Consider the following 20,640-nt stretch of genomic DNA (forward strand, 5'->3'; position numbering starts at 1 on the left):
TCCGGTCGAGTCCGACGGACGGTCCGAGCCTCCCCCCTCGTGGCTCGGACCGTCCTTCGGTTCCTCGCGCGAAGAACCGCGCGATTAAGGCTAGTTGACTCTGTGTCAGTGTCCAATCACAGTAGCGACAGCGACCTATCGACATATTTATAGTTGGGCGCGGCCGGAGGGCTGGGGGAGAACAGAAGAGGGGGAGGGTCTCGATGGATCTGGCCTTGCTGCGCACCTTCGTGACCGTGCACCGAGCCGGCTCCTTCACCCGCGCCGCGGCCCTGCTCGGCCTCTCCCAGCCGGCCGTCACCTCACAGATCCGCACGCTGGAACGGCAGCTCGGACGTCCGCTGTTCTTGCGGCAGGCCCGCGGCGTCACCCCGACGGCGATCGGTGACGAACTCGCCCACAAGGCCGCACCGCATCTCGACGCCCTGGTCGAGATCGCCGAGACCGGGGTGGACGACGACTCCCTGTCCAGGACGCTGCATCTCGCCGGACCACCCGAGTTCACCGCCGAGCGGGCACTTCCCGTGCTCACGGGACTCACCGGCGAGGACGGGCAGGGCTTCGCGCTGCGCGCCTCGTTCGGAAACGCCGAGGAGACCCTGGAGGGACTGGCCGCCGGGCATCACGACCTTGCCATCGGCACGGCCCGGCCACGCGGCGCGCTGCTCACGGCCACTCCGCTCTGCGACGAGGAGCACGTCCTGGTCGCCGCGCCCCACTGGGCGGAGCGGACCGGCACCGAAAGGCTCCGCCGCTCCGTCACACCCGCTCTGGAACACGTCCCTGTGGTCGAGGTGCACGAATCGCTGCCCTTCGTGGCCCGCTACTGGGCATCCGTCTTCGACGCCCACCCGGCCGCCCCGGGCACGATCGTCGCCCCCGACCTGCGTGCGGTCCTCGCCTGTACGGTCGCGGGCGCCGGGCTCGCCGTGCTGCCCCGCTATCTGTGCGCCGAGGCCCTGGAGCGCGGTGACGTCGTCGCCCTGCATGAACCGGCGGTGCCGCCGCTACGGACGTACTTCCTGGTGGTGCGGACCGGCACGTTGGCGATGCCGCTCATTGCCCGCGCCCATGACTGGCTGCTGCGTGCGGCCGCCGACTGGAACTGATCTCGGCAATCTTGAGGGTGGGCTGCCGCGATGTTTCACGTGGAACCAGCCGGGCCACATTTCTTCCATGACCGTCCGACCCGTGGTCAAGCGCACCGCCCGCGCCGTCCTCCTGGACGGTGACCACTTGATCCTGATCAAGCGCACCAAGCCCGGTGTCGACCCCTACTGGGTCACTCCCGGAGGCGGGGTAGAGCCGGACGACGCCACCGTCGTGGACGCCCTGCACCGCGAGGTGTACGAGGAACTCGGCGCCAAGATCACCGACGTGGTCCCGTGCTTCGTGGACACGGTGGAGCACATCGGCGAGGACGCGGCCACGACCGGGGTGAAGGTGCAGCACTTCTTCGTCTGCCACCTGGCGTCCATGGACCCGGCCCTGCGGCATGGCCCCGAGGTCGACGAGCCCGCAGGTGAGTACGAGATCGTCCGGGTGCCGTTCACGCGGGTCGGGATCGCCTCCGTCCACCTCGTCCCGCTGTCCCTGCGGCACTATCTGGACGGCAACATCGAGGGTGTGCGTGCCATGCACGCTCCCGACCTCGGCTGACACCGGCGGCGGCCGGCCTGCCGCCTCGTACGGCGTCCAGCGGATGACGTGTCTCTGTGCAGTGGGCCACCACGTGACCAAAAGCTCGCGTGTTCCATCGGAAAGTGGTGGACGCGGACGGCCGCTGTCGTACAGCCTGACCTGCGTGTCGACACCTTCCCTCGCCTCTCTGCCGATCCGCCGTCTGACGCTCCGCGATCTCGCCGCCTGCGCCGACCTTTCCGAGGATCGGGGGTGGCCTCGCGAGGAGCACAAGTGGGGGTTCCTCCTGACTGCCGGGAAGGGGTACGGCATCGACGATCCCGACGGCGGTCTCGTGAGCGCCTGCACCGTCACCGAGTACGGGCCGCCCGAGCGCCCCTCCCTCGCCGCCATCGGTATGGTGCTGGTCGCCGAGCGGCACGCCCGTCAGGGAGTCGGACGCCGGCTGATGCGTCACATCGTCGCCGCGCTGGGTACCACTCCCCTGACCCTGCACGCGACCCCGTACGGCCGGCCGCTCTACGAGGAGCTCGGCTTCAAGGCCACCGGCCGGGCGGAGATGGTGCGCGGGCGTTTCACTCCGGGTGGGCCCGAAGCGAGGACCACCACGCGCGCGGCCACTGCCGACGACCTCGCCGCGATCCTCCGGCTCGACGAGGAGGTGTTCGGCACCGACCGCACCCCCATCATCACGCGGCTGCCCGCCTTCGCCGACCACCTGCGCGTCGCCGAGGAGGATGGTCGACTCATCGGGTACGCCGCCGCCTGGCCCAACATGGACACCCACGTCGTGGGGCCCCTGATCGCCCGCGACACCGAGACGGCCAAGGCACTGATCAGTTCCCTCGCCGCCCGCACGGACCGACCGCTGCGCACGGACATCGACGTACGGCACGAAGAGTTGCTGGCCTGGGCGAAGGAGCACGGCCTCGCGTCCATCGCGCCCAACGCGGTCATGACGTACGGGATCACGGAGCTGCCTGGGGACTGGACCCGGCGGTTCGCTCCGCTGACGGTGGCGGCGGGCTGACCCTGCGCGGCGGACCGGCCCTCGCGGTACGACGGCGTCCGGGTACGACGAGGCCGGTTCCCGGTGAGAGCCCGGAAACCGGCTACGTGGAACGGTGGCCGACGTCAGGCGAGGGCCTCCACGGCGGCCTCGGCGAAGGCGTGGTCCTGCTCGGGCGCGCCGCCACCGACCCCGATCGCGCCGATCAGCCGGCCGTCGCGGTGCACGGGCACGCCCCCCGCGATGAACAGGAGCGGCCGGTCGAGCGCGGTGGGCAGGGTGTGGAAGAGCCCGCCGGGCTGAACGGCCTCCACGAGGTCCGCGGTGGGGGCGTTCAGCTGGAGCGCCGTGTAGGCCTTGCGGGTGCTGGTCTCCCCGGAGATCAGCACGGCTCGGTCGTCGCGCCGGAAGGCGAGAAGGTGCCCGCCCGCGTCGAGGACGGTGACGCTGACGGTGGCCCCGGCGGTCTCGGCGGCGCTGTGGGCCGCCGAGACGAGAGCTTCGGCGTCCTGAATGGTGAGCGGGGCGACAGCGGTGGTGCTCATGGAAATGTCTCCTGGGTTGCTGCTGAGTGGTGCGGCGCCTCGGTGGTCTTCGAGGCGGGGGGGGGGAGCGGGGGGTGCGGGGACGGCCCTGGCCCCACACCCCCGGTCGGGTCGTTCAGTGATGTGCGACGGCGGCCGGCCGCTCGGCGGGTGCGGAACCCGCGACGACCTCGCCGGGAACGCCGTCGCGCCGTTCGAGAGCGGCCGAAACCAAGGCGAGGACCAGCGCCGCGGCGGCGAGCACGGCACCCACCCAGTTCGGGGCGGTGTAGCCGAAGCCTGCGGCGATGACGACGCCCCCGAGCCAGGCGGAGAGCGCGTTGCCGAGGTTGAAGGCGCCGATGTTCACGGCCGAGGCCAGCGTCGGGGCGCCGTGCGCATGGTCCAGGACGCGCTTCTGCAGCGGCGGGACGGTGGCGAAGCCCAGGGCGCCGATCAGGAAGATGGTCACGGCCGACGCGGTCTTGTTGTGCGCGGTGAGCGTGAAGAGGGCGAGTACGACGGCCAGGGCGCCCAGGGAGATGTACAGCATCGGCATCAGGGAGCGGTCCGCGAACCTGCCGCCGACGAGGTTGCCGCCGACCATGCCGAGGCCGAAGAGGACCAGCAGCCAGGTGACCGAGCCGTCGGCGAAGCCCGCGACGTGGGTCATCATCGGTGCGATGTAGGTGATGGCCGCGAAGACACCGCCGAAGCCGAGGACGGTCATGGCCATCGCGAGCAGGACCTGGACGTTCTTGAACGCGGCCAGTTCGTGCCGCAGTCGCACGCCCTCGGCCTTGGGCACGTCGGGCACCAGCTTGGCGACACCGGCCAGGCCGACGACACCGAGCACCGCCACGATGGCGAAGGTGACGCGCCAGCCGACGGACTGTCCGACGAGCGTCCCCAGCGGGACGCCGACGACGTTGGCGACGGTCAGTCCGGTGAACATCATCGCGATCGCACCGGCCTTCTTGTGCGGGGCGACCAGGTCGGCCGCGACGACCGAGCCGATGCCGAAGAAGGCGCCGTGGGCGAGGGAGGCGACCACCCGGCCGGTCAGCATGACGGAGAAGGCCGGGGCGAGGGCGGAGAGCAGATTGCCGACGATGAACAGACCCATCAGCAGCATCAGCATCCGCTTGCGCGGGACCTTGGTGCCGAGCACGGTCATCAGCGGAGCGCCGAACATCACGCCGAGCGCGTATCCGGTCACCAGGAAGCCGGCGGTGGGGATGGAGACCCCGTAGTCGCTCGCGACCTCGGGCAGCAAGCCCATGATCACGAACTCTGTCGTTCCGATTCCGAAGGCCCCGATCGCGAGGGCCAAAAGCGCGAGAGGCATGGAGGGGTACACCTTCCCAGAAGATTGCAGGAGCGCTTTGCGTGCGTTCACAATAGTTGCAGACGCGGGCTATATGCAAGCGCAGGCAATTGCGTGACTGGTCTACCCTGGTCTCAGCCGCTCCGGGACGGAGGAAACACATGACAGCGACGGACCCCGCGCTCACCACCCTCTCCCAGGGCTGGTGCGCCCTCTCCCTGCTGCACGGGAGGATCGAGGCCCACATCGAGCGCGCCCTGCAGGCCGGACACGACCTGAGCGTGCGCGAGTACTCCCTGCTCGACGTGCTCAGCCGGCAGCACGATGGCGACGGAGGGCATCTGCAGATGAAGCAGGTCGCCGACGCCGTCGTCCTCAGCCAGAGCGCCACCACGCGCCTGGTCACCCGGCTCGAGGACCGAGGGCTGCTCGAGCGCTACCTGTGCCCCACCGACCGGCGCGGCATCTACACCAACGTCACCGCGGCCGGCCTCGAGCTCTTGGACGAGGCTCGGCCCACCAACGACGCCGCCCTGCGCGAGGCCCTCGACGAAGCGGCCAGGAACCCCGACCTGGCCCCCCTGGTCCGGGTCGTGGAGACACTCAAGACACCGGTACCCGCCTAGCCGGACGCTGCCGGACCGCCCGTGACTCTCCTGCCGCCTCTGCGTAGGGTGCGGCCATGGGAGATCTAGAAATACGGTCCACCGCCGAGGACGACATCCCAGCGGTCGTCGCGATGCTCGCCGACGATCCCTTGGGCGCCGAGCGCGAGTCACCGCAGGATTTGGGCCCCTACCTGGCCGCGTTCGAACGGCTCAGTTCCGACCCGAACCAGCACCTGGTCGTCGCCGTCCGCGACGACCGTGTCGTCGGCACACTCCAGCTGACGATCGTCCCCGGTCTCTCCCGGCGCGGCGCCACCCGGTCGATCATCGAAGGTGTCCGCATCCACGCCGACGAACGCGGTAGTGGTCTGGGTACACAGCTCATCGAGTGGGCAGTCGACGAGTCCCGTCGGCAAGGCTGTCAACTCGTGCAGCTCACCTCCGACAAGACCCGTACCGACGCCCACCGCTTCTACGAGCGCCTCGGCTTCTCGGCCTCGCACACGGGGTTCAAGCTCCAGCTCTGACCGGACGCTCCAGCGGTGAACGCCATGACGGGGGCTCTGTTTCACGTGAAACAGAGCCCCCGTCATGGCGGGCAAGGCGCCTAGCCGATCCCACGCCAGCCCTCCGGATCCACCCCTCCCGGTACCGGGGCCCCCTCGTCGTACGGCTGACGGGTGAACACGAACGACCCGAGGTCCAGATGGCTCACGGTCCCGTCCAGGCGCCGCACGGCTCGCAGAAGCTCCCCGGCGTAGTAGCCCTCAAGCCCTGTCCACGTACCGTCGGCATTCTTCCGGAAGCGCGAGCGGCGACCGTTGCCCGACAGCGGCTCCAGCGAAACTCCCCCGTCGGCCGTCAGCCGTAGGGCGAAGGCGTGTGTCCCCCAGTACCACTGCCCGGCCAACTCCAGCACAGCTGCGTCGACTTCCGGCAGGGGACGCCACGGTTCGGGGATCCGGGGTTCCGCCTCGGCGACGATACGCACGAGGTCGGCACCGACCCCGGCCAACAGCGGCCCGGACGTGCAGTTGGTCAGCACCACCGCGGCCACGTCGTCCTCCACGCTGATGGTGAGGTTGGCCAGGAAACCCGGCAGGGAACCGGAATGCCCCACGACCAGTCGCCCGTCCCGGCGCTGGATCTGCAGGCCGAGTCCGTACGCCGCACCGTCCAGGACGTCCGCGGCCTCGGCCGCCGCCGCGGGCGCCCGCATCTCCCGCACGGTCTCCACGCTCAGCACCCTGTCGTCTCCCCGCGCCAGGAACACGGCGAACCGTGCCAGATCTCCGGTGGTGGACCAGAGCTGACCCGCCGGGGCCATCCGCCCGAGGTCCTCGGCGGGCTCGGTCAACATCACGTCGGCCCATGGATGCACCGCCCAGCCGCCGGCGTGCGGCGCTCGCGGGCGCCCGGTCGTACGGTCCAGACCCAGCGGTTCCAGCACCTCCCGCCGCAGCACGTCCTCCCACGGAGCGCCGCGCAACTTCTCGACCAGCGCACCGAGCAGGGTGTAGCCGGGATTCGAGTAGTGGTGCCGACGGCCCACCGGGTGCAGGAGCGGCTGCTTGCCCAGCACATCGGCGAGTTCGGGCCGCAGCGAACCCGGCGTCCGCTCCCACCACGGCGCGGGGGACTCGGCCGCCAGCCCGCCCGAGTGCGCCAGCAACTCGGCGATCGTGGCCTCCCCCGCCCCGGTGCCCGGCAGGTACTTCTCCAGCGAATCCCCGAGGTCGAGCAATCCCTCGTCCCGGAGTCGCAGAACGAGAACGGCGGTGAAGGTCTTGGTGATCGAGCCGATCCGGTACTGCACGTTCTCGTCCGGGCCATGCCCGTCGACCGAGGTCCGCGCACCGTGCCACACGGCACGTCCGCCCCGGACCACCGCCGCGACGAGCGACGGCGTACGCCCTTCGGCCTGGGCCACGGCGATGCGGTGCAGCAGCGCCCGGCGGGTGGCGGGGAACAGCTCTTCCTGAGGTGTCGTCATGGCCCCAGTCCATCGGCCCGGGCACCGCGCGTCGAGCCGATTTCCCCGCGCCGGGGGATCAGGTCTGGGCCATGTCCACGAAACGCGAGTAGTGACCCTGGAAGGCCACGGTGATCGTCGCCGTCGGACCGTTACGGTGCTTGGCCACGATCAGGTCGGCCTCGCCCGCGCGCGGCGACTCCTTCTCGTAGGCGTCCTCGCGGTGCAGCAGGATGACCATGTCGGCGTCCTGCTCGATCGAGCCGGACTCACGCAGGTCGGAGACCATCGGCTTCTTGTCGGTGCGCTGCTCGGGACCACGGTTCAGCTGGGAGAGCGCGATGACCGGGAGTTCGAGCTCCTTGGCCAGGAGCTTGAGGTTACGGGACATGTCCGAGACCTCCTGCTGACGGCTCTCGGCGCGCTTGGATCCGCCGGACTGCATCAGCTGGAGGTAGTCGATGATGACGAGTTTGAGGTCATTGCGCTGCTTGAGGCGCCGGCACTTGGCGCGGATCTCCATCATCGACAGGTTCGGGGAGTCGTCGATGTAGAGCGGGGCGGCCGAGACGTCCGGCATCCGGCGGGCCAGGCGGGTCCAGTCGTCGTCCGTCATCGTGCCGGACCGCATGTGGTGCAGCGCGACGCGCGCCTCGGCGGACAGCAACCGCATCGCGATCTCGTTGCGGCCCATTTCGAGCGAGAAGATGACGCTCGGGAGGTTGTTCTTGATCGACGCGGCTCGCGCGAAGTCCAGCGCGAGCGTCGACTTACCCATGGCGGGACGCGCCGCGATGACGATCATCTGGCCGGGGTGCAGTCCGTTGGTCAGCGAGTCGAAGTCCGTGAACCCCGTGGGCACACCGGTCATCTCGCCGCTGCGCGACCCGATCGCCTCGATCTCGTCGAGCGCGCCCTCCATGATGTCGCCGAGCGGCAGATAGTCCTCGCTCGTGCGCTGCTCGGTGACGGCGTAGATCTCGGCCTGGGCACGATTGACGATCTCGTCGACGTCGTCGTCGGCCGCGTAACCCATCTGCGTGATCCGTGTGCCGGCCTCCACCAGGCGCCGCAGGACGGCGCGTTCGTGCACGATCTCCGCGTAGTACGCGGCGTTCGCGGCGGTCGGCACGGTCTGGACGAGGGTGTGCAGATACGAGGCACCGCCGACCTTGTTGATCTCACCGCGTTTGGTGAGTTCGGCGGCGATCGTGATGGGGTCGGCCGGCTCACCCTTGGCGTAGACGTCGAGGATGGCCTGGTAGACCGTCTCGTGGGCCGGCTTGTAGAAGTCGTGGCCCTTGAGGATCTCTACGACATCGGCGATGGCGTCCTTGGACAGAAGCATGCCGCCGAGGACGGACTGCTCGGCATCCAGGTCCTGCGGCGGCACCCGCTCGAACGACGGCCCGCCGCCGTCCCACGCGGCGTTGTCCGAACCTCGCTCGTGCTGCTCGTCGCGGCTGCGGCCCCCGTCACCGCGACGACGGGAAGCGGGCAGACGATCACTGGGGCCGCTGTCGGCCCACGGGTCGTCCAAGGGCTCGGAAATGCTCACCGAGCCACCTCCTCCCGTCCGCCGAGCGGACCTCGCCGTGCCCTCATTTCTACGGCACGGCACTGACAAATAAGACGCCCAACTCCGGTTCTGGCGCGTCGGTTTTGTGATGGTTCACAAGCCGGTGGACGGAGCAGGCGCCGGACCACCGTAGGCCCGCGGGCACCGTCAGCCAATCTGGTTATCCACAGGCCATGTGGACGAGCGGCCAGATGCTGTGGAGAACTCCGCGAAACCTGTGCACGACCCGGTGGACAGTCCTGTGAACAAGCCCTCGATCCAACCTAGGTAACGGCCCTGAACTGCGGTTTCATCGTCCACCCCCTGTGCAGAAGAAAAACTTTCCCAGTCGGATCAAGATCGCCGCGAACCGTGCACAGAAGCACACACGGCGAGACGATAAGTAAGGGTCACTAAAGCTTTGCATCTCTTACCTGTGGACGATTAGATTGGTGCTCATGACACAGGCCCCCGCGCGCTCCGGGACCGTCCGGCGCCGACACGACCGCGAGATCGTCGCGCTGGCCGTCCCGGCCTTCGGCGCACTCGTCGCCGAGCCCCTCTTCGTCATGGCCGACAGTGCGATCGTCGGCCATCTCGGCACCGCCCAGCTCGCCGGACTCGGCATCGCCTCGGCCCTGCTCACCACAGCCGTCAGCGTCTTCGTCTTCCTTGCCTACGCCACCACAGCGGCCGTCTCCCGACGCGTCGGCGCGGGCGACCTGCAATCCGCGATTCGCCAGGGCATGGACGGCATCTGGTTGGCGTTGCTGCTCGGCGCCGCCGTCATAGCCGTCGTCCTTCCCACGGCCCCCACCCTCGTGGAACTCTTCGGCGCCTCCGACACCGCGGCCCCGTACGCCATCACGTATCTGCGGATCTCCGCCCTCGGCATCCCCGCCATGCTTGTCGTGCTGGCTTCGACCGGTGTCCTGCGCGGACTGCAGAACACCCGAACCCCGCTCTACGTCGCCATCGCCGGTTTCTTCTCCAACGCCGTCCTCAATGTCGTCCTCGTCTACGGCGCCGGCCTCGGCATCGCGGGCTCCGCCTGGGGCACCGTCATCGCCCAGTGCGGCATGGCCGCGGTGTACCTCTGGGTAGTGGTCCGCGGGGCGCGCCGGCACGGCGCCTCGCTGCGCCCGGACGTCGCCGGCATCAGGGCCTCTGCCCAGGCGGGGGCGCCGCTGCTGGTGCGTACGCTCTCGCTGCGAGCGATTCTCATGATCGCCACAGCCGTGGCGGCCCGACTCGGTGACGCCGATATCGCGGCCCATCAGATCATCCTGTCTCTGTGGAGTCTGCTCGCGTTCGCCCTCGATGCCATCGCCATCGCCGGTCAGGCCATCATCGGGCGCTATCTGGGAGCCGGTGACGCACAGGGTGCCCGCGCAGCCTGCCGCAGAATGGTGGAGTGGGGTGTCGCGGTCGGGGTCGCACTCGGCCTGCTCGTGGTGCTGTCACGTCCAGTGTTCCTCCCCCTGTTCACCGGAGACTCCGCGGTCAAGGACACCGCCTTGCCCGCTCTTCTGATCGTGGCCGTCTCGCAGCCGATCTGCGGAGTGGTCTACGTCCTGGACGGGGTTCTCATGGGTGCCGGCGACGGCCCTTATCTCGCCTGGGCGATGTTGCTTACCCTGGCGGTCTTCACGCCGGTGGCGCTACTCGTCCCGACGCTCGGTGGTGGACTCACCGCACTGTGGGCAGCCATGACGCTGATGATGGCGATACGCCTGGTGACGCTATGGCTGCGTACGCGATCAGGTCGCTGGATCGTCACGGGCGCGACGCGCTGACGGTTTCACGTGAAACACGATGTTTCACGTGAAACGCGGCCATGATCGCGAGACGTGGAGCGCCCCCCTCAGGACATGGCCATGAAGATGGGGCCGCATCCCCCGACCGGGAGATGCGGCCCCGTCTCATCGCTTCAGCGAGAGCAAAGCTCAGGCAGCGACAACCTCGATGCTGACCTTGGCGGCAACCTCGGGGTGCAGACGCACGGACGTCTCGTGGGCGCCCAGGGTCTTGATCGGCGAGCCCAGCTCGATGCGGCGCTTGTCGACATCGGGGCCACCGGCGGCCTTGATCGCCGAAGCGACGTCGGCCGGAGTGACGGAGCCGAAGAGACGACCGGCCTCGCCGGAGCGAACGGCCAGGCGGACCTTCACTCCCTCGAGCTGGCCCTTCACCTGGTTGGCCTGCTCGATGGTCTGGATCTCGTGGATCTTGCGAGCACGACGGATCTGCTCGACGTCCTTCTCGCCACCCTTGGTCCAGCGGATAGCGAACTTCCGCGGGATCAGGTAGTTGCGAGCGTAACCGTCCTTGACGTCGACGACGTCGCCCGCGGCACCGAGGCCGGAGACCTCGTGGGTGAGGATGATCTTCATGATTCGGTCACCCTTCCCTTATCGCGCGGTGGAGGTGTAGGGCAGCAGCGCCATCTCACGGCTGTTCTTCACGGCCGTGGCGACGTCACGCTGGTGCTGGGTGCAGTTGCCGGTCACGCGGCGGGCACGGATCTTGCCGCGGTCGGAAATGAACTTCCGCAGCATGTTCGTGTCCTTGTAGTCCACGTACGTGACCTTGTCCTTGCAGAATGCGCAGACCTTCTTCTTCGGCTTGCGCACAGGCGGCTTAGCCATGATGTTTCTCCTGTGTGATCAAGAAGTGTGAGTGGAGCCCGCCTAGAAGGGGGGCTCGTCCGAGTAGCCGCCACCGCCGCCGGAGCCACCGCCCCAGCCGCCGCCCTGCTGACCGCCGCCGCCCTGCTGGCCACCGGCGGGAGCGCCGGTCGCCCAGGGGTCGTCGGCCGGAGCGCCGCCGCCCTGCTGGCCACCGCCGGGGCCGCCGCCCCAGCCGCCGCCACCCTGACCGCCACCGCCACCGCCGCCGTAACCACCCTGGCCTCCGCGGCCCTGGCCCGAGGTCTTGGTGACCTTGGCCGTGGCACTGCGCAGGCTGGCGCCGACCTCGTCGACGTCCAGCTCGTAGACCGTGCGCTTGACGCCCTCACGGTCCTCGTAGGACCGCTGCTTCAGCCGGCCCTGCACGATGACGCGCATGCCTCGCTGGAGCGACTCGGCGACGTTCTCCGCCGCCTGACGCCAGACCGAGCAGGTGAGAAAGAGGCTTTCGCCGTCCTTCCACTCGTTCGTCTGACGGTCGAAGGTGCGGGGGGTCGACGCGACACGGAACTTCGCGACGGCCGCACCGGACGGGGTGAAGCGCAGCTCGGGGTCATCGACAAGATTGCCGATGACCGTGATGACGGTCTCGCCTGCCATGGGGGAACCTCTCGGCGGGTTTGCTGCTGGCTGCTTGTGCTGCTACTCGAATCCCGGGATCGGCTGAGCGTGAGGGCTCAGTGCATCTCGGGACGGAGGACCTTGGTCCGGAGGACCGACTCGTTCAGGTTCATCTGGCGGTCGAGCTCCTTGACGACCGCAGGCTCGGCCTGCAGGTCGATGACCGAGTAGATGCCCTCAGGCTTCTTCTTGATCTCGTACGAGAGACGACGACGGCCCCAGGTGTCGACCTTCTCGACCTTTCCGCCGCCGTCACGGACGACAGAGAGGAAGTTCTCGATCAGCGGGGAGACAGAGCGCTCCTCGAGATCGGGGTCGAGGATGACCATCACCTCGTAGTGACGCATGTGGAACCCACCTCCTTTGGACTCAGCGGCCACGGTCGTTCCGTGGCAGGAGGGTTGCGATGCGTTGGCACCGGTATCAACGAGTAAACCAGGACCCACTGACAATCAGGCCTCCTCCGAGGAAGCGGCCCGGCCGTGGGTGGCAGCAGACACCAGTGCAGAAGGTACAGAGTACCCGGCCACCCGCTTGCGGTTGAAATCCGGCGGTGAGGGGAGACAATCGGTACTCAGCGGATGTGAGGGCGAAGACACACTGCCTATGGCAGGAGGTTCCCCATGGCACAGATCATGCGACCCGCCAAGCCCCGGACCGGCTTGCTGGCCACCGACGGCAGACCGCACCCCCTCCAGGACACGCTGCTGGCCGTGGGCTTGGTCCTGGCCGTGCTCGCCTTGGCCACCGCGAGCTTCCGCGGACTTCACGTCCTGACCTCCTGGGCAGGTCTGCTGGGCGTCCTGACCGCCGGATACGGCCAGCTCATCTCGGTGACGACGCGCGAGCGCTTCGGCCTGGTACTGGCGCTGGGGGGCTCCGCACTCGGTCTGTTCTTCGGCATCAACCACGGTGGGTTCTTCGGCTGAGCCCGGCCACCGCGGACCCCCTTCCCCCCGTACGCCGGACGGGGCGCTCACGGGGCGCAGTAGGCTTCGCGCGAGAGCCGGAGCCCCTGTACCCATGGGGACACACCAGCCCGAGGAGCGCCCCGAATGAGCCTGACCCTGAGGACCATCAGTCGCGAGCAGCATCTGGCCTACATCCAGAGTCTGCCGGCGGCGAGTCACATGCAGGTCCCGGCATGGGCAGACGTCAAGGCGGAGTGGCGCTCGGAGAACCTCGGCTGGTTCGACGACCGGACCGGTGAGCTGGTGGGCGTGGGGCTCGTCCTGTACCGGCAGCTGCCCAAGATCAAGCGATACCTCGCCTACCTCCCCGAGGGCCCGGTCATCAACTGGTACGCGCCGAACCTCCAGGACTGGATGGAGCCCATGCTGGCGCACCTCAAGCAGCAGGGCGCCTTCTCGGTGAAGATGGGCCCGCCCGTGATCATCCGGCGCTGGGACGCCACGTCCATCAAGAAGGGCATCCAGGACCCCGACGTCAAGCGCCTGCGCGACATAGAGGCCGACCACATCGAGCCGCGCGCCTTCGAGGTCGCCGACAAGCTGCGTCGCATGGGCTGGCAGCAGGGCGAGGACGGCGGTGCCGGCTTCGGCGACGTACAGCCCCGCTACGTCTTCCAGGTGCCGCTGGCCAACCGCTCCCTGGAAGAGGTCCACAAGAACTTCAACCAGCTGTGGCGCCGCAACATCAAGAAGGCCGAGAAGGCCGGCGTCGAGGTCGTCCAGGGCGGCTACCACGACCTCGAGGAGTGGCAGCGCCTGTACGAGATCACGGCCGTGCGCGACCACTTCCGGCCGCGCCCGCTGTCGTACTTCCAGCGCATGTGGGCGGCCCTCAACAACGAGGACCCCAACCGCATGCGGTTGTACTTCGCCCGACACAACGGGGTGAACCTGTCGGCGGCGACCATGCTGGTCGTCGGCGGGCACGTCTGGTACTCCTACGGCGCCTCCGACAACATCGGCCGCGAGGTCCGGCCCTCGAACGCGATGCAGTGGGCCATGCTCCGCGACGCCTACGCTCTGGGCGCCACCGTCTACGACCTGCGCGGCATCTCGGACTCGCTGGACGAGAGCGACCACCTCTTCGGCCTGATCCAGTTCAAGGTCGGCACGGGCGGGCAGGCGGCCGAGTACCTCGGCGAGTGGGACTTCCCGCTGAACAAGCTGCTTCACAAGGCGCTCGACATCTACATGTCGCGCCGCTGATCCACCGCCCACCCCCGATCCGCACCTCTGACAGCCACCAGAAAGGTTCCAGGTCCGGCCATGGCGCTCACCCTCTACGTCGACACCGCGCGCTGGCGGGCGCACCACAAGCACGTGCAGGAGCAGTTCCCCGGGCTGGTCCCGGTCTGCAAGGGCAACGGCTACGGCTTCGGGCACGAGCGGCTGGCGGAGGAGGCCACGCGGCTGGGCTCGGACGTACTGGCCGTCGGCACCACGTACGAGGCCGCCCGGATCAAGGACTTCTTCGGCGGTGACCTGCTGGTCCTGACGCCGTACCGGCGCGGCGAGGAGCCCGTACCGCTGCCCGACCGCGTCGTGCGCTCGGTGTCGTCCATCGACGGCGTGTACGGCCTCGTGGGCGCACGTGTGGTCATCGAGGTGATGTCCTCGATGAAGCGGCACGGCATCAGTGAGCAGGACCTGCCGCAGCTGCACGCCGCCATAGAGAACGTCCGGCTGGAAGGCTTCGCCATCCACCTGCCGCTGGACCGTACCGACGGCTCGGACGCCGTCGAGGAGGTCATCGGCTGGATGGACCAGCTGCGCGCGGCCCGACTGCCGCTGCACACGATGTTCGTCAGCCACCTCAAGGCGGACGAACTCGCCCGGCTCCAGCAGCAGTTCCCGCAGACCCGCTTCCGCGCCCGGATCGGCACCCGGCTGTGGCTGGGGGACCACGACGCCACCGAGTACCGCGGCGCGGTCCTGGACGTCACGCGTGTCGCCAAGGGTGAGCGCTTCGGCTACCGGCAGCAGAAGGCGGCCTCCGACGGCTTCCTGGTGGTCGTGGCGGGCGGTACGTCGCACGGCGTGGGCCTGGAGGCCCCGAAGGCGCTGCACGGCGTCATGCCGCGCGCCAAGGGCGTCGCCCGGGCCGGCCTCGCCACGGTCAACCGCAATCTCGCGCCGTTCGTCTGGGGTGGCAAGCAGCGCTGGTTCGCGGAGCCGCCGCACATGCAGGTCTCGATCCTGTTCGTGCCCTCCGATGCGCCGGAGCCCAAGGTCGGTGACGAGTTGGTGGCCCATCTGCGGCACACCACCACGCAGTTCGACCGCATTCTCGACCGCTAGCGAAAAGGCCGTACACGGTGGCTCCGTGTACGGCCTGTCACGTGTTCGCTCAGAGCGAACCGCCCGTCTGCTCTCTCCCGCCCCATCTCACCCGTGGACCCTCGAAGTGGGCTGCGGGCTGTTCGGTATGAGCCGCGGGCCCCAGGACGAAGACGTCCTCCGCACCGTCGAGCACGCCACCCGACGGGTCGTCGTCACCCTTGTGCCGGACCGGGTCCCGGTCTGGCACAAGGATGTCCCGCACGACCATGACGCACAGGAACAGCGTCCCCAGCAGGTGCACGCCGATGGCCCAGTGATAGCCGTCCGTCGGCAGTCCCTTGTGGGCGTCGCCACTGGTCGTGTACGCGAGGTACATCCAGATGCCCAGGAAGTAGACCACCTCGCACGCCTGCCAGATCAGGAAGTCGCGCCACTTCGGCCGGGCCAGCGCGGCCAGCGGAATCAGCCACAGCACGTACTGCGGTGAGTAGACCTTGTTGGTGAGGATGAACGCCGCGACGATCAGGAAGGCGAGCTGGGCGAATCGCGGACGCCGGGGAGCGGTCAGCGCGAGCGCCGCGATAGCGCCGCAGCACAGCAGCATCAGCAGCGTGGCGAGCGTGTTGACGGTCTCGGTGCTGGGCGGGTTGTCGGTGTTCTGGACCAGGACCAGCCAGAAGGATCCGAAGTCCACGCCGCGTTCCTGGCTGAACGTGTAGAACTTCGACCAGCCGTCGAAGGCGAAGAGCATCACCGGCAGGTTCACCACGAGCCAGGCGACGGCCGCGCCCCCCAGAGCCTTTCCGAACTCCCGCCATCTGCCCGCGCGCCAGCACAGTACGAGCAGCGGGCCGAGGATCAGGAAGGGGTAGAGCTTGGCGGCCGTGGCCAGGCCCAGCAGAACACCGAAGGCCAGCGCACGCCCCCGCGACCACATGAGGATCGCGGCGGACGTCAGGGCGACCGCGAGCAGGTCCCAGTTGACGGTCGCGGTCAGCGCGAGGGCGGGTGCGAGGGCGACCAGCAGGCCGTCCCAGGGGCGCCGGGTGTGCGTGCGGGTGACGCAGACGGCGATGACGGCCGCGCACACCATGAGCATCCCGGCGTTGACCATCCAGTACCACTGTTCCTGGTCCTGAATGGTGCCGCTGCCCGGCGTGAGCCAGGAAGCGACCTCCATGAACACCCCGGTCAGCACCGGGTACTCGAGGTACTCCATGTCGCCGGGGAGCTTGTCGAAGTACGGCACGAGCCCGTCGACGAACCCTCGCCCCTGGTAGAGGTGCGGGATGTCGGAGTAGCACGCATGGGTGTACTGGGAGCTCGCGCCGAAGAACCAGGCACCGTTGTAACAGGGCGCCTTCTGGACCAGGCCGAGGGCGAACATGCCGATCGCCACGAGCGCGATCACCCGCACGGGAGTCCACCAGGACGTCCCGAGCAGGGCACGTCGGCCGACAGGCCCGCCGATCAGCTCGCTGCCGGCCGCAGCGACCGGGTCCTCCCTGGTCGGCCGCGCCGGGTCCGGCTCGTGCACGCTCGCTGGCGTCGATTCTGCACTGGGCATGGGGCACATCCTGCCGTACGCACCTGGGAATACGACGGGGCCGCCGCACCCTCGTGGATGCGGCGGCCCCTGTTTCACGTGAAACTTGCGGGCGTTTCACGTGAAACACCCATGCCGGATATTCCAGCGGCTAGCCGTTCTGGCCGGCGATGAAGCCGCTTCCCCCGTTCTGGTTGCCTCTGCTGTCGTCCTCTTCCCCTGTCCCACTGGGCGACGTCGAAGGAGACGGACTGCCTTCCGAGCCACCGTTCTCATTGCCGGCGTTCTCGTTGCCGCTGTTGTCGCCGTCCTCGCAGTTGAACTCGAAGACACCGCAGGTGTCGCTCGGCGTGGGGGAGGGACTGGTCTCGGTCTCACTGGGCGACGGTGACGGGGACGGACTCGTCTCCTCCTCCTCCTCCGTCGGGGAGGGAGAGGGAGTCGGGCTGGGCGGCGGGGTGTCGTTGATGACCTCGCCGATGGGCTCCGGCTTCGGGAACTTCTCCGCCTTGGTGCCCTTCAGCGCGTCCTCCATGTAGTCCTGCCAGATGATGGACGGGAAGGACGCACCGTGGATCTTCTTCTCGCCACCCGTTCCGTACATCTCCATGAACGAGCGGTTCTTGATCGTCTCGTCGTCCGGGTAGCGGAACATGCTGATCGCGGTCGACAGCTGCGGGGTGTAGCCGACGAACCAGGCGGACTGGTTGCCGTCCGTGGTACCGGTCTTACCGGCCACCTCTCGGCCGGGCAGCTGGGCGTTGGAACCCGTTCCGTCCTCGACGACGGTCTTCAGGACGTCCGTGACGTTGTCCGCGACCTTCGCGGTGAACGCCTGCTTGGTCTCCACCTTGTGCGTGTAGACCGTGCCGTCCTTGTTCGACACCTTGGTGACGGAGAAGGGCTCACGTTGCTTGCCACTCTCCGCGAAGGTGGCGTACGCGCCCGCCATGCGGATGGCGCTCGGGTCCGAGACACCGAGGGAGAAAGACGGGTATGAGGAGCCCGCCAGGCTGTCCTCCAGGAGCCCTGCGTCGACGGCCGCCTCCTTCACCTTGTCCAGACCGACATCCATGCCGAGCTGCACGAAGGCGGAGTTCACCGACTCCCGCATGGCCTCACGTAGGTCGATCTTGTAGTTCGGCGCTTCACCCACGCTCTGCTTGCCGTCATTCTCCTGACGCCACTGCTCGCCCTTCTCGTTCTGCCAGACCGAGCCGTCGTAGTTCTTGATCTTGAGGTTGTTCTTGCCGCTGTAGAGGCTCTTCGGGGAGACGACCGTGCGCTCGTCCTGGGCCTGGGTCTCACCGAGGTCGGGATCGCGCACACCCCACTTCATCGCGGCCGCGAGCACGTACGGCTTGAAGGTCGAACCGACCTGGGCGCCGGTGACGTCGGCGTTGTTGGTGAAGTGCTGGGTGGCGTCCTGACCGCCGTAGATGGCCCTGATGGCCCCGGTCTCGGGATCCACAGAGGCCCCGCCGAACTGGACGTGGGTGTCCGTGCCGGGGCGCTTCTTCGGGTCGATGTTCTTCTTGTAGACCTTCTGGACAGCGGTTTCGAGTTCCTTGACCTTCTTCTTGTCGAAGGTCGTGTAGATCGAGTAGCCGCCCTTCTCCAGCTTCTGCTCCGTGGCGACGCCACTGCGGACCACGGAGGCCTTGGCAAGCCTGACGAGGTAACCGATCTGGCCGCCCAGCTGCGAGTTCGACTGCGGATTCTCCACCTTGGGGAGTTCCGTGAACCTCGCCCGGTCCTCCTGGCTCAGATGCCCGTACTCCACCATCTTGTCGAGCGTGTCCTGCATCTGAGCCTTGGCACGCTTGCTGTTGGCCTCCTGCGTGGCGGCCGGGTCGATCGAGGTCGCGCCCGCCGGGTCGTAGTACGTGGCGCCCTTGAGCACCGCGGACAGGAAGGCGCACTGGCCCGCGTTGAGGTCGACGGCGTCCACGTTGAAGTACGCGCGTGCGGCCGCCTGGATGCCATAGGCGCCACGACCGTAGTACGCGGAGTTCAGGTAGCCCTCGAGGATCTCGTCCTTGGGCACCTCGGTACCGACCTTGATCGAGACGAGGATCTCCTTGGCCTTGCGGGAGATCGTCTGCGACTGGTCGTTCAGCATCGCGTTCTTCACGTACTGCTGGGTGATGGTGGAGCCACCCTGTGTGTCACCGCCCTTGGCCATGTTGAACACGGCGCGGGCGATGCCCTTGGGGTCGATGCCGCTGTCGGAGTAGAAGGTCTTGTTCTCCTGGGAGATGACCGCGTTGCGCATCTCCTTGGGAATCTGGGAGAGGTTGACGCTCTGGCGGTTCCGGTCACCGCCCGTGGCGACCATCTGGGTGCCGTCGGACCAGTAGTAGACGTTGTTCTGAGCTTTCGCGATCTTGGCCACGTCAGGGATGCCCACCATGGCGTACGCGATGCCCGCGGCGGCCACCAGACTGCCGAAGAAGCCAATGCACAGCCCGGAGACGAGCTTCCAGGACGGCGTCCAGCGTCGCCACCCATCACGGTCACGGCGCGGGTAGTCGATCATCCGCTTCTTGCCGGACGGGGCCGCGCGCCCCCTGCCGACCACGACCGGCCCGGCAGGAGCGGCACGCCGGCCGCCGCGGCCCGGCTCGGCCGCTCTACGGCGACCGCCTCCGCCCCGCTGTGCCGCGCGCCGGGCTTCGGCACGACTGCCGTACGGACGCTCCTCGTCCTCCGGACCGTACGAGCCGGACGGAGACCCTGTGGCGCCTCGCGGTGCCGCACGGCGGCCGGAGGACGAGCCGGACTGGCCGCGTCGGGCCGCGGCACGTCCGCCTCCCTGCGGCTGCGGCGGTTTGCGACGGTGCTCGCTCATCGAACGACTACTCCTCGGGCAGGCGCACCTTTGCGCGCCTGGTAAAGGCGGCTGTTTTCCGGTCCCCCCGAAGTACGGATGCGGCCCCTTCCGCATTCACCCGTACTGCACCAGGGACAGGGACGCCCCCAGGCGTCACTCGGTTCCCGGTGGTCTGCATGGCGCACAGACTACGCACCGCCAAAACCCCCGAGCCTCGAAGTTCACCTCAAATCAGGCAACTTGCTCACGATGAATCCCTGATGTGACCCCGGTCACCGGCCCCCCCTCTTGTCGCACACGAGAGCTCGTTCTATCGTGCTGATGTATCGAGCCGATACATCAGCGCGGCATAAGGACGAGAGGAGGCGACGATGAGCCGGCGTTCCGGCATCCTCGAGTTCGCCGTACTCGGCCTGCTCCGCGAATCCCCGATGCACGGCTATGAGCTGCGTAAACGGCTCAACACGTCACTGGGTGTGTTCCGGGCGTTCAGTTACGGGACGCTCTACCCCTGCCTCAAGACGCTGGTCGCCAACGGCTGGTTGATCGAGGAACCGGGGAACGTCGACGAGGCCGCCGCCTCCCTCACGGGTCGACGAGCCAAGATCGTCTACCGGTTGACGGCCGACGGTAAGGAACACTTCGAGCAGCTCCTCTCGCAGACGGGCCCGGACGCGTACGAGGACGAGACCTTCGCCGCTCGCTTCGCGTTCTTCGGACAGACGTCGCGTGACGTGCGCATGCGCGTACTCGAAGGCCGGCGCAGCCGGCTGGAGGAGCGCCTGGAGAAGATGAGCGCCTCACTGGCGCGCACCCGGGAGCGACTCGACGACTACACGCTTGAGCTGCAGCGCCACGGAATGGAGTCCGTGGAGCGCGAGGTGCGCTGGCTGAACGAGCTCATCGAGAGCGAGCGGGCGGGGCGGGACCTGCGGGGTTCCGCGTCGGAGGGGACCGCTCAACAGGACACGACATCTGGAGCGACGGGCGGCCTGCCCCGGTCCGGGGACGACCCCCGGCCGGATACGCCCGGCGACACCGCCACGTGAGCGCCCAGTCA

At 68.3% G+C, this 20,640-nt stretch carries 20 protein-coding genes; 10 read left to right on the plus strand and 10 right to left on the minus strand.

Annotation, left to right across the window (positions count from 1 at the left end; genetic code table 11):
* Positions 1–203: 203 nt before the first annotated feature.
* The 3 genes from ACIQ6R_RS20880 (at position 204) to ACIQ6R_RS20890 (ending at position 2,671) form a co-directional block, all read left to right on the plus strand.
* Positions 204–1,109 carry a LysR family transcriptional regulator gene (locus ACIQ6R_RS20880; RefSeq protein ID WP_404222801.1) on the plus strand — a complete coding sequence of 302 codons (906 nt, stop codon included), beginning with the start codon at positions 204–206 and terminating at the stop codon, positions 1,107–1,109.
* 67 nt (positions 1,110–1,176) lie between these two features.
* Positions 1,177–1,659 carry an NUDIX domain-containing protein gene (locus ACIQ6R_RS20885; protein ID WP_404172872.1) on the plus strand — a complete coding sequence of 161 codons (483 nt, stop codon included), beginning with the start codon at positions 1,177–1,179 and terminating at the stop codon, positions 1,657–1,659.
* 145 nt (positions 1,660–1,804) lie between these two features.
* Positions 1,805–2,671, plus strand: coding sequence for a GNAT family N-acetyltransferase (locus tag ACIQ6R_RS20890; protein WP_404172874.1), 867 nt, complete (start codon positions 1,805–1,807; stop codon positions 2,669–2,671).
* Between the two features lie 104 nt (positions 2,672–2,775).
* Here the strand turns inward: ACIQ6R_RS20890 and ACIQ6R_RS20895 are convergent, their stop codons facing one another.
* Positions 2,776–3,195 carry a heme-binding protein gene (locus ACIQ6R_RS20895; protein WP_404222802.1) on the minus strand — a complete coding sequence of 140 codons (420 nt, stop codon included), beginning with the start codon at positions 3,193–3,195 and terminating at the stop codon, positions 2,776–2,778.
* Between the two features lie 115 nt (positions 3,196–3,310).
* Positions 3,311–4,522: an MFS transporter gene (locus tag ACIQ6R_RS20900; RefSeq protein WP_404222803.1), complete on the minus strand. Its 1,212-nt coding sequence runs from the start codon at positions 4,520–4,522 to the stop codon at positions 3,311–3,313.
* Between the two features lie 140 nt (positions 4,523–4,662).
* On the opposite strand from ACIQ6R_RS20900, the gene ACIQ6R_RS20905 reads away from it, so the two are divergent.
* Positions 4,663–5,127 carry a MarR family winged helix-turn-helix transcriptional regulator gene (locus tag ACIQ6R_RS20905; RefSeq protein ID WP_404222804.1) on the plus strand — a complete coding sequence of 155 codons (465 nt, stop codon included), beginning with the start codon at positions 4,663–4,665 and terminating at the stop codon, positions 5,125–5,127.
* A gap of 56 nt (positions 5,128–5,183) precedes the next feature.
* Complete coding sequence (locus ACIQ6R_RS20910) at positions 5,184–5,636, plus strand: GNAT family N-acetyltransferase (RefSeq protein ID WP_404222805.1); 453 nt, start codon at positions 5,184–5,186, stop codon at positions 5,634–5,636.
* Between the two features lie 80 nt (positions 5,637–5,716).
* Here the strand turns inward: ACIQ6R_RS20910 and ACIQ6R_RS20915 are convergent, their stop codons facing one another.
* On the minus strand, positions 5,717–7,102 hold the full coding sequence (locus ACIQ6R_RS20915) for a serine hydrolase domain-containing protein (protein WP_404222806.1): 1,386 nt from the start codon (positions 7,100–7,102) through the stop codon (positions 5,717–5,719).
* 58 nt (positions 7,103–7,160) lie between these two features.
* A complete protein-coding gene (gene dnaB, locus ACIQ6R_RS20920) occupies positions 7,161–8,639 on the minus strand; it encodes a replicative DNA helicase (protein WP_404172891.1) in 1,479 nt (492 codons plus the stop codon).
* Between the two features lie 458 nt (positions 8,640–9,097).
* Between dnaB and ACIQ6R_RS20925 the strand changes: the two genes are divergently transcribed.
* Positions 9,098–10,435 carry an MATE family efflux transporter gene (locus ACIQ6R_RS20925; RefSeq protein ID WP_404222807.1) on the plus strand — a complete coding sequence of 446 codons (1,338 nt, stop codon included), beginning with the start codon at positions 9,098–9,100 and terminating at the stop codon, positions 10,433–10,435.
* Positions 10,436–10,585: 150 nt separating this feature from the next.
* Here the strand turns inward: ACIQ6R_RS20925 and rplI are convergent, their stop codons facing one another.
* From rplI to rpsF, 4 genes are all read right to left on the minus strand, one after another.
* Entirely contained in the window at positions 10,586–11,032 is a 447-nt protein-coding gene (rplI, locus tag ACIQ6R_RS20930) for a 50S ribosomal protein L9 (protein ID WP_398134266.1), read from the minus strand.
* An 18-nt stretch (positions 11,033–11,050) separates the two neighbouring features.
* Complete coding sequence (gene rpsR / locus ACIQ6R_RS20935) at positions 11,051–11,287, minus strand: 30S ribosomal protein S18 (RefSeq protein ID WP_003949403.1); 237 nt, start codon at positions 11,285–11,287, stop codon at positions 11,051–11,053.
* Positions 11,288–11,329: 42 nt separating this feature from the next.
* A complete protein-coding gene (locus ACIQ6R_RS20940; protein ID WP_375906419.1) occupies positions 11,330–11,929 on the minus strand; it encodes a single-stranded DNA-binding protein in 600 nt (199 codons plus the stop codon).
* Positions 11,930–12,006: 77 nt separating this feature from the next.
* Positions 12,007–12,297, minus strand: a complete 291-nt coding sequence (rpsF, locus tag ACIQ6R_RS20945; protein ID WP_003975025.1) for a 30S ribosomal protein S6 — start codon at positions 12,295–12,297, stop codon at positions 12,007–12,009.
* Positions 12,298–12,573: 276 nt separating this feature from the next.
* On the opposite strand from rpsF, the gene ACIQ6R_RS20950 reads away from it, so the two are divergent.
* The 3 genes from ACIQ6R_RS20950 to ACIQ6R_RS20960 all read left to right on the plus strand — a co-directional run bounded on the left by ACIQ6R_RS20950 (position 12,574) and on the right by ACIQ6R_RS20960 (position 15,219).
* Positions 12,574–12,879 carry a hypothetical protein gene (locus ACIQ6R_RS20950; protein WP_310872410.1) on the plus strand — a complete coding sequence of 102 codons (306 nt, stop codon included), beginning with the start codon at positions 12,574–12,576 and terminating at the stop codon, positions 12,877–12,879.
* Positions 12,880–13,005: 126 nt separating this feature from the next.
* Positions 13,006–14,127, plus strand: coding sequence for a peptidoglycan bridge formation glycyltransferase FemX (gene femX, locus ACIQ6R_RS20955; protein WP_310872409.1), 1,122 nt, complete (start codon positions 13,006–13,008; stop codon positions 14,125–14,127).
* Positions 14,128–14,187: 60 nt separating this feature from the next.
* Entirely contained in the window at positions 14,188–15,219 is a 1,032-nt protein-coding gene (locus tag ACIQ6R_RS20960; RefSeq protein WP_404222808.1) for an alanine racemase, read from the plus strand.
* Positions 15,220–15,268: 49 nt separating this feature from the next.
* On the opposite strand, the gene ACIQ6R_RS20965 is transcribed toward ACIQ6R_RS20960, so the two are convergent.
* The gene (locus tag ACIQ6R_RS20965; RefSeq protein ID WP_404222809.1) at positions 15,269–16,777 is read right to left on the minus strand and encodes a glycosyltransferase family 87 protein; all 1,509 of its coding nucleotides are present in this window, start codon (positions 16,775–16,777) and stop codon (positions 15,269–15,271) included.
* Between the two features lie 121 nt (positions 16,778–16,898).
* Complete coding sequence (locus ACIQ6R_RS20970) at positions 16,899–19,286, minus strand: transglycosylase domain-containing protein (protein WP_404222811.1); 2,388 nt, start codon at positions 19,284–19,286, stop codon at positions 16,899–16,901.
* A gap of 665 nt (positions 19,287–19,951) precedes the next feature.
* Here ACIQ6R_RS20970 and ACIQ6R_RS20975 point away from each other — a divergent pair.
* The gene (locus ACIQ6R_RS20975) at positions 19,952–20,629 is read left to right on the plus strand and encodes a PadR family transcriptional regulator (RefSeq protein WP_404172906.1); all 678 of its coding nucleotides are present in this window, start codon (positions 19,952–19,954) and stop codon (positions 20,627–20,629) included.
* Positions 20,630–20,640: the final 11 nt, after the last annotated feature.

Source organism: Streptomyces sp. NPDC096048 (assembly GCF_044763415.1).
Lineage (GTDB): Bacteria > Actinomycetota > Actinomycetes > Streptomycetales > Streptomycetaceae > Streptomyces.

Coding starts and splice junctions, on each gene's coding strand:
- rplI (WP_398134266.1), bottom strand. CDS start 11,032: ATGAAGATCATCCTCACCCACGAGGTCTCCGGCCTCGGTGCCGCGGGC.
- ACIQ6R_RS20950 (WP_310872410.1), top strand. CDS start 12,574: ATGGCACAGATCATGCGACCCGCCAAGCCCCGGACCGGCTTGCTGGCC.
- ACIQ6R_RS20895 (WP_404222802.1), bottom strand. CDS start 3,195: ATGAGCACCACCGCTGTCGCCCCGCTCACCATTCAGGACGCCGAAGCT.
- ACIQ6R_RS20905 (WP_404222804.1), top strand. CDS start 4,663: ATGACAGCGACGGACCCCGCGCTCACCACCCTCTCCCAGGGCTGGTGC.
- ACIQ6R_RS20970 (WP_404222811.1), bottom strand. CDS start 19,286: ATGATCGACTACCCGCGCCGTGACCGTGATGGGTGGCGACGCTGGACG.
- ACIQ6R_RS20925 (WP_404222807.1), top strand. CDS start 9,098: ATGACACAGGCCCCCGCGCGCTCCGGGACCGTCCGGCGCCGACACGAC.
- ACIQ6R_RS20915 (WP_404222806.1), bottom strand. CDS start 7,102: ATGACGACACCTCAGGAAGAGCTGTTCCCCGCCACCCGCCGGGCGCTG.
- ACIQ6R_RS20965 (WP_404222809.1), bottom strand. CDS start 16,777: ATGTGCCCCATGCCCAGTGCAGAATCGACGCCAGCGAGCGTGCACGAG.
- ACIQ6R_RS20975 (WP_404172906.1), top strand. CDS start 19,952: ATGAGCCGGCGTTCCGGCATCCTCGAGTTCGCCGTACTCGGCCTGCTC.
- rpsF (WP_003975025.1), bottom strand. CDS start 12,297: ATGCGTCACTACGAGGTGATGGTCATCCTCGACCCCGATCTCGAGGAG.
- femX (WP_310872409.1), top strand. CDS start 13,006: ATGAGCCTGACCCTGAGGACCATCAGTCGCGAGCAGCATCTGGCCTAC.
- ACIQ6R_RS20900 (WP_404222803.1), bottom strand. CDS start 4,522: ATGCCTCTCGCGCTTTTGGCCCTCGCGATCGGGGCCTTCGGAATCGGA.
- ACIQ6R_RS20885 (WP_404172872.1), top strand. CDS start 1,177: ATGACCGTCCGACCCGTGGTCAAGCGCACCGCCCGCGCCGTCCTCCTG.
- ACIQ6R_RS20910 (WP_404222805.1), top strand. CDS start 5,184: ATGGGAGATCTAGAAATACGGTCCACCGCCGAGGACGACATCCCAGCG.
- ACIQ6R_RS20880 (WP_404222801.1), top strand. CDS start 204: ATGGATCTGGCCTTGCTGCGCACCTTCGTGACCGTGCACCGAGCCGGC.
- ACIQ6R_RS20940 (WP_375906419.1), bottom strand. CDS start 11,929: ATGGCAGGCGAGACCGTCATCACGGTCATCGGCAATCTTGTCGATGAC.
- ACIQ6R_RS20960 (WP_404222808.1), top strand. CDS start 14,188: ATGGCGCTCACCCTCTACGTCGACACCGCGCGCTGGCGGGCGCACCAC.
- rpsR (WP_003949403.1), bottom strand. CDS start 11,287: ATGGCTAAGCCGCCTGTGCGCAAGCCGAAGAAGAAGGTCTGCGCATTC.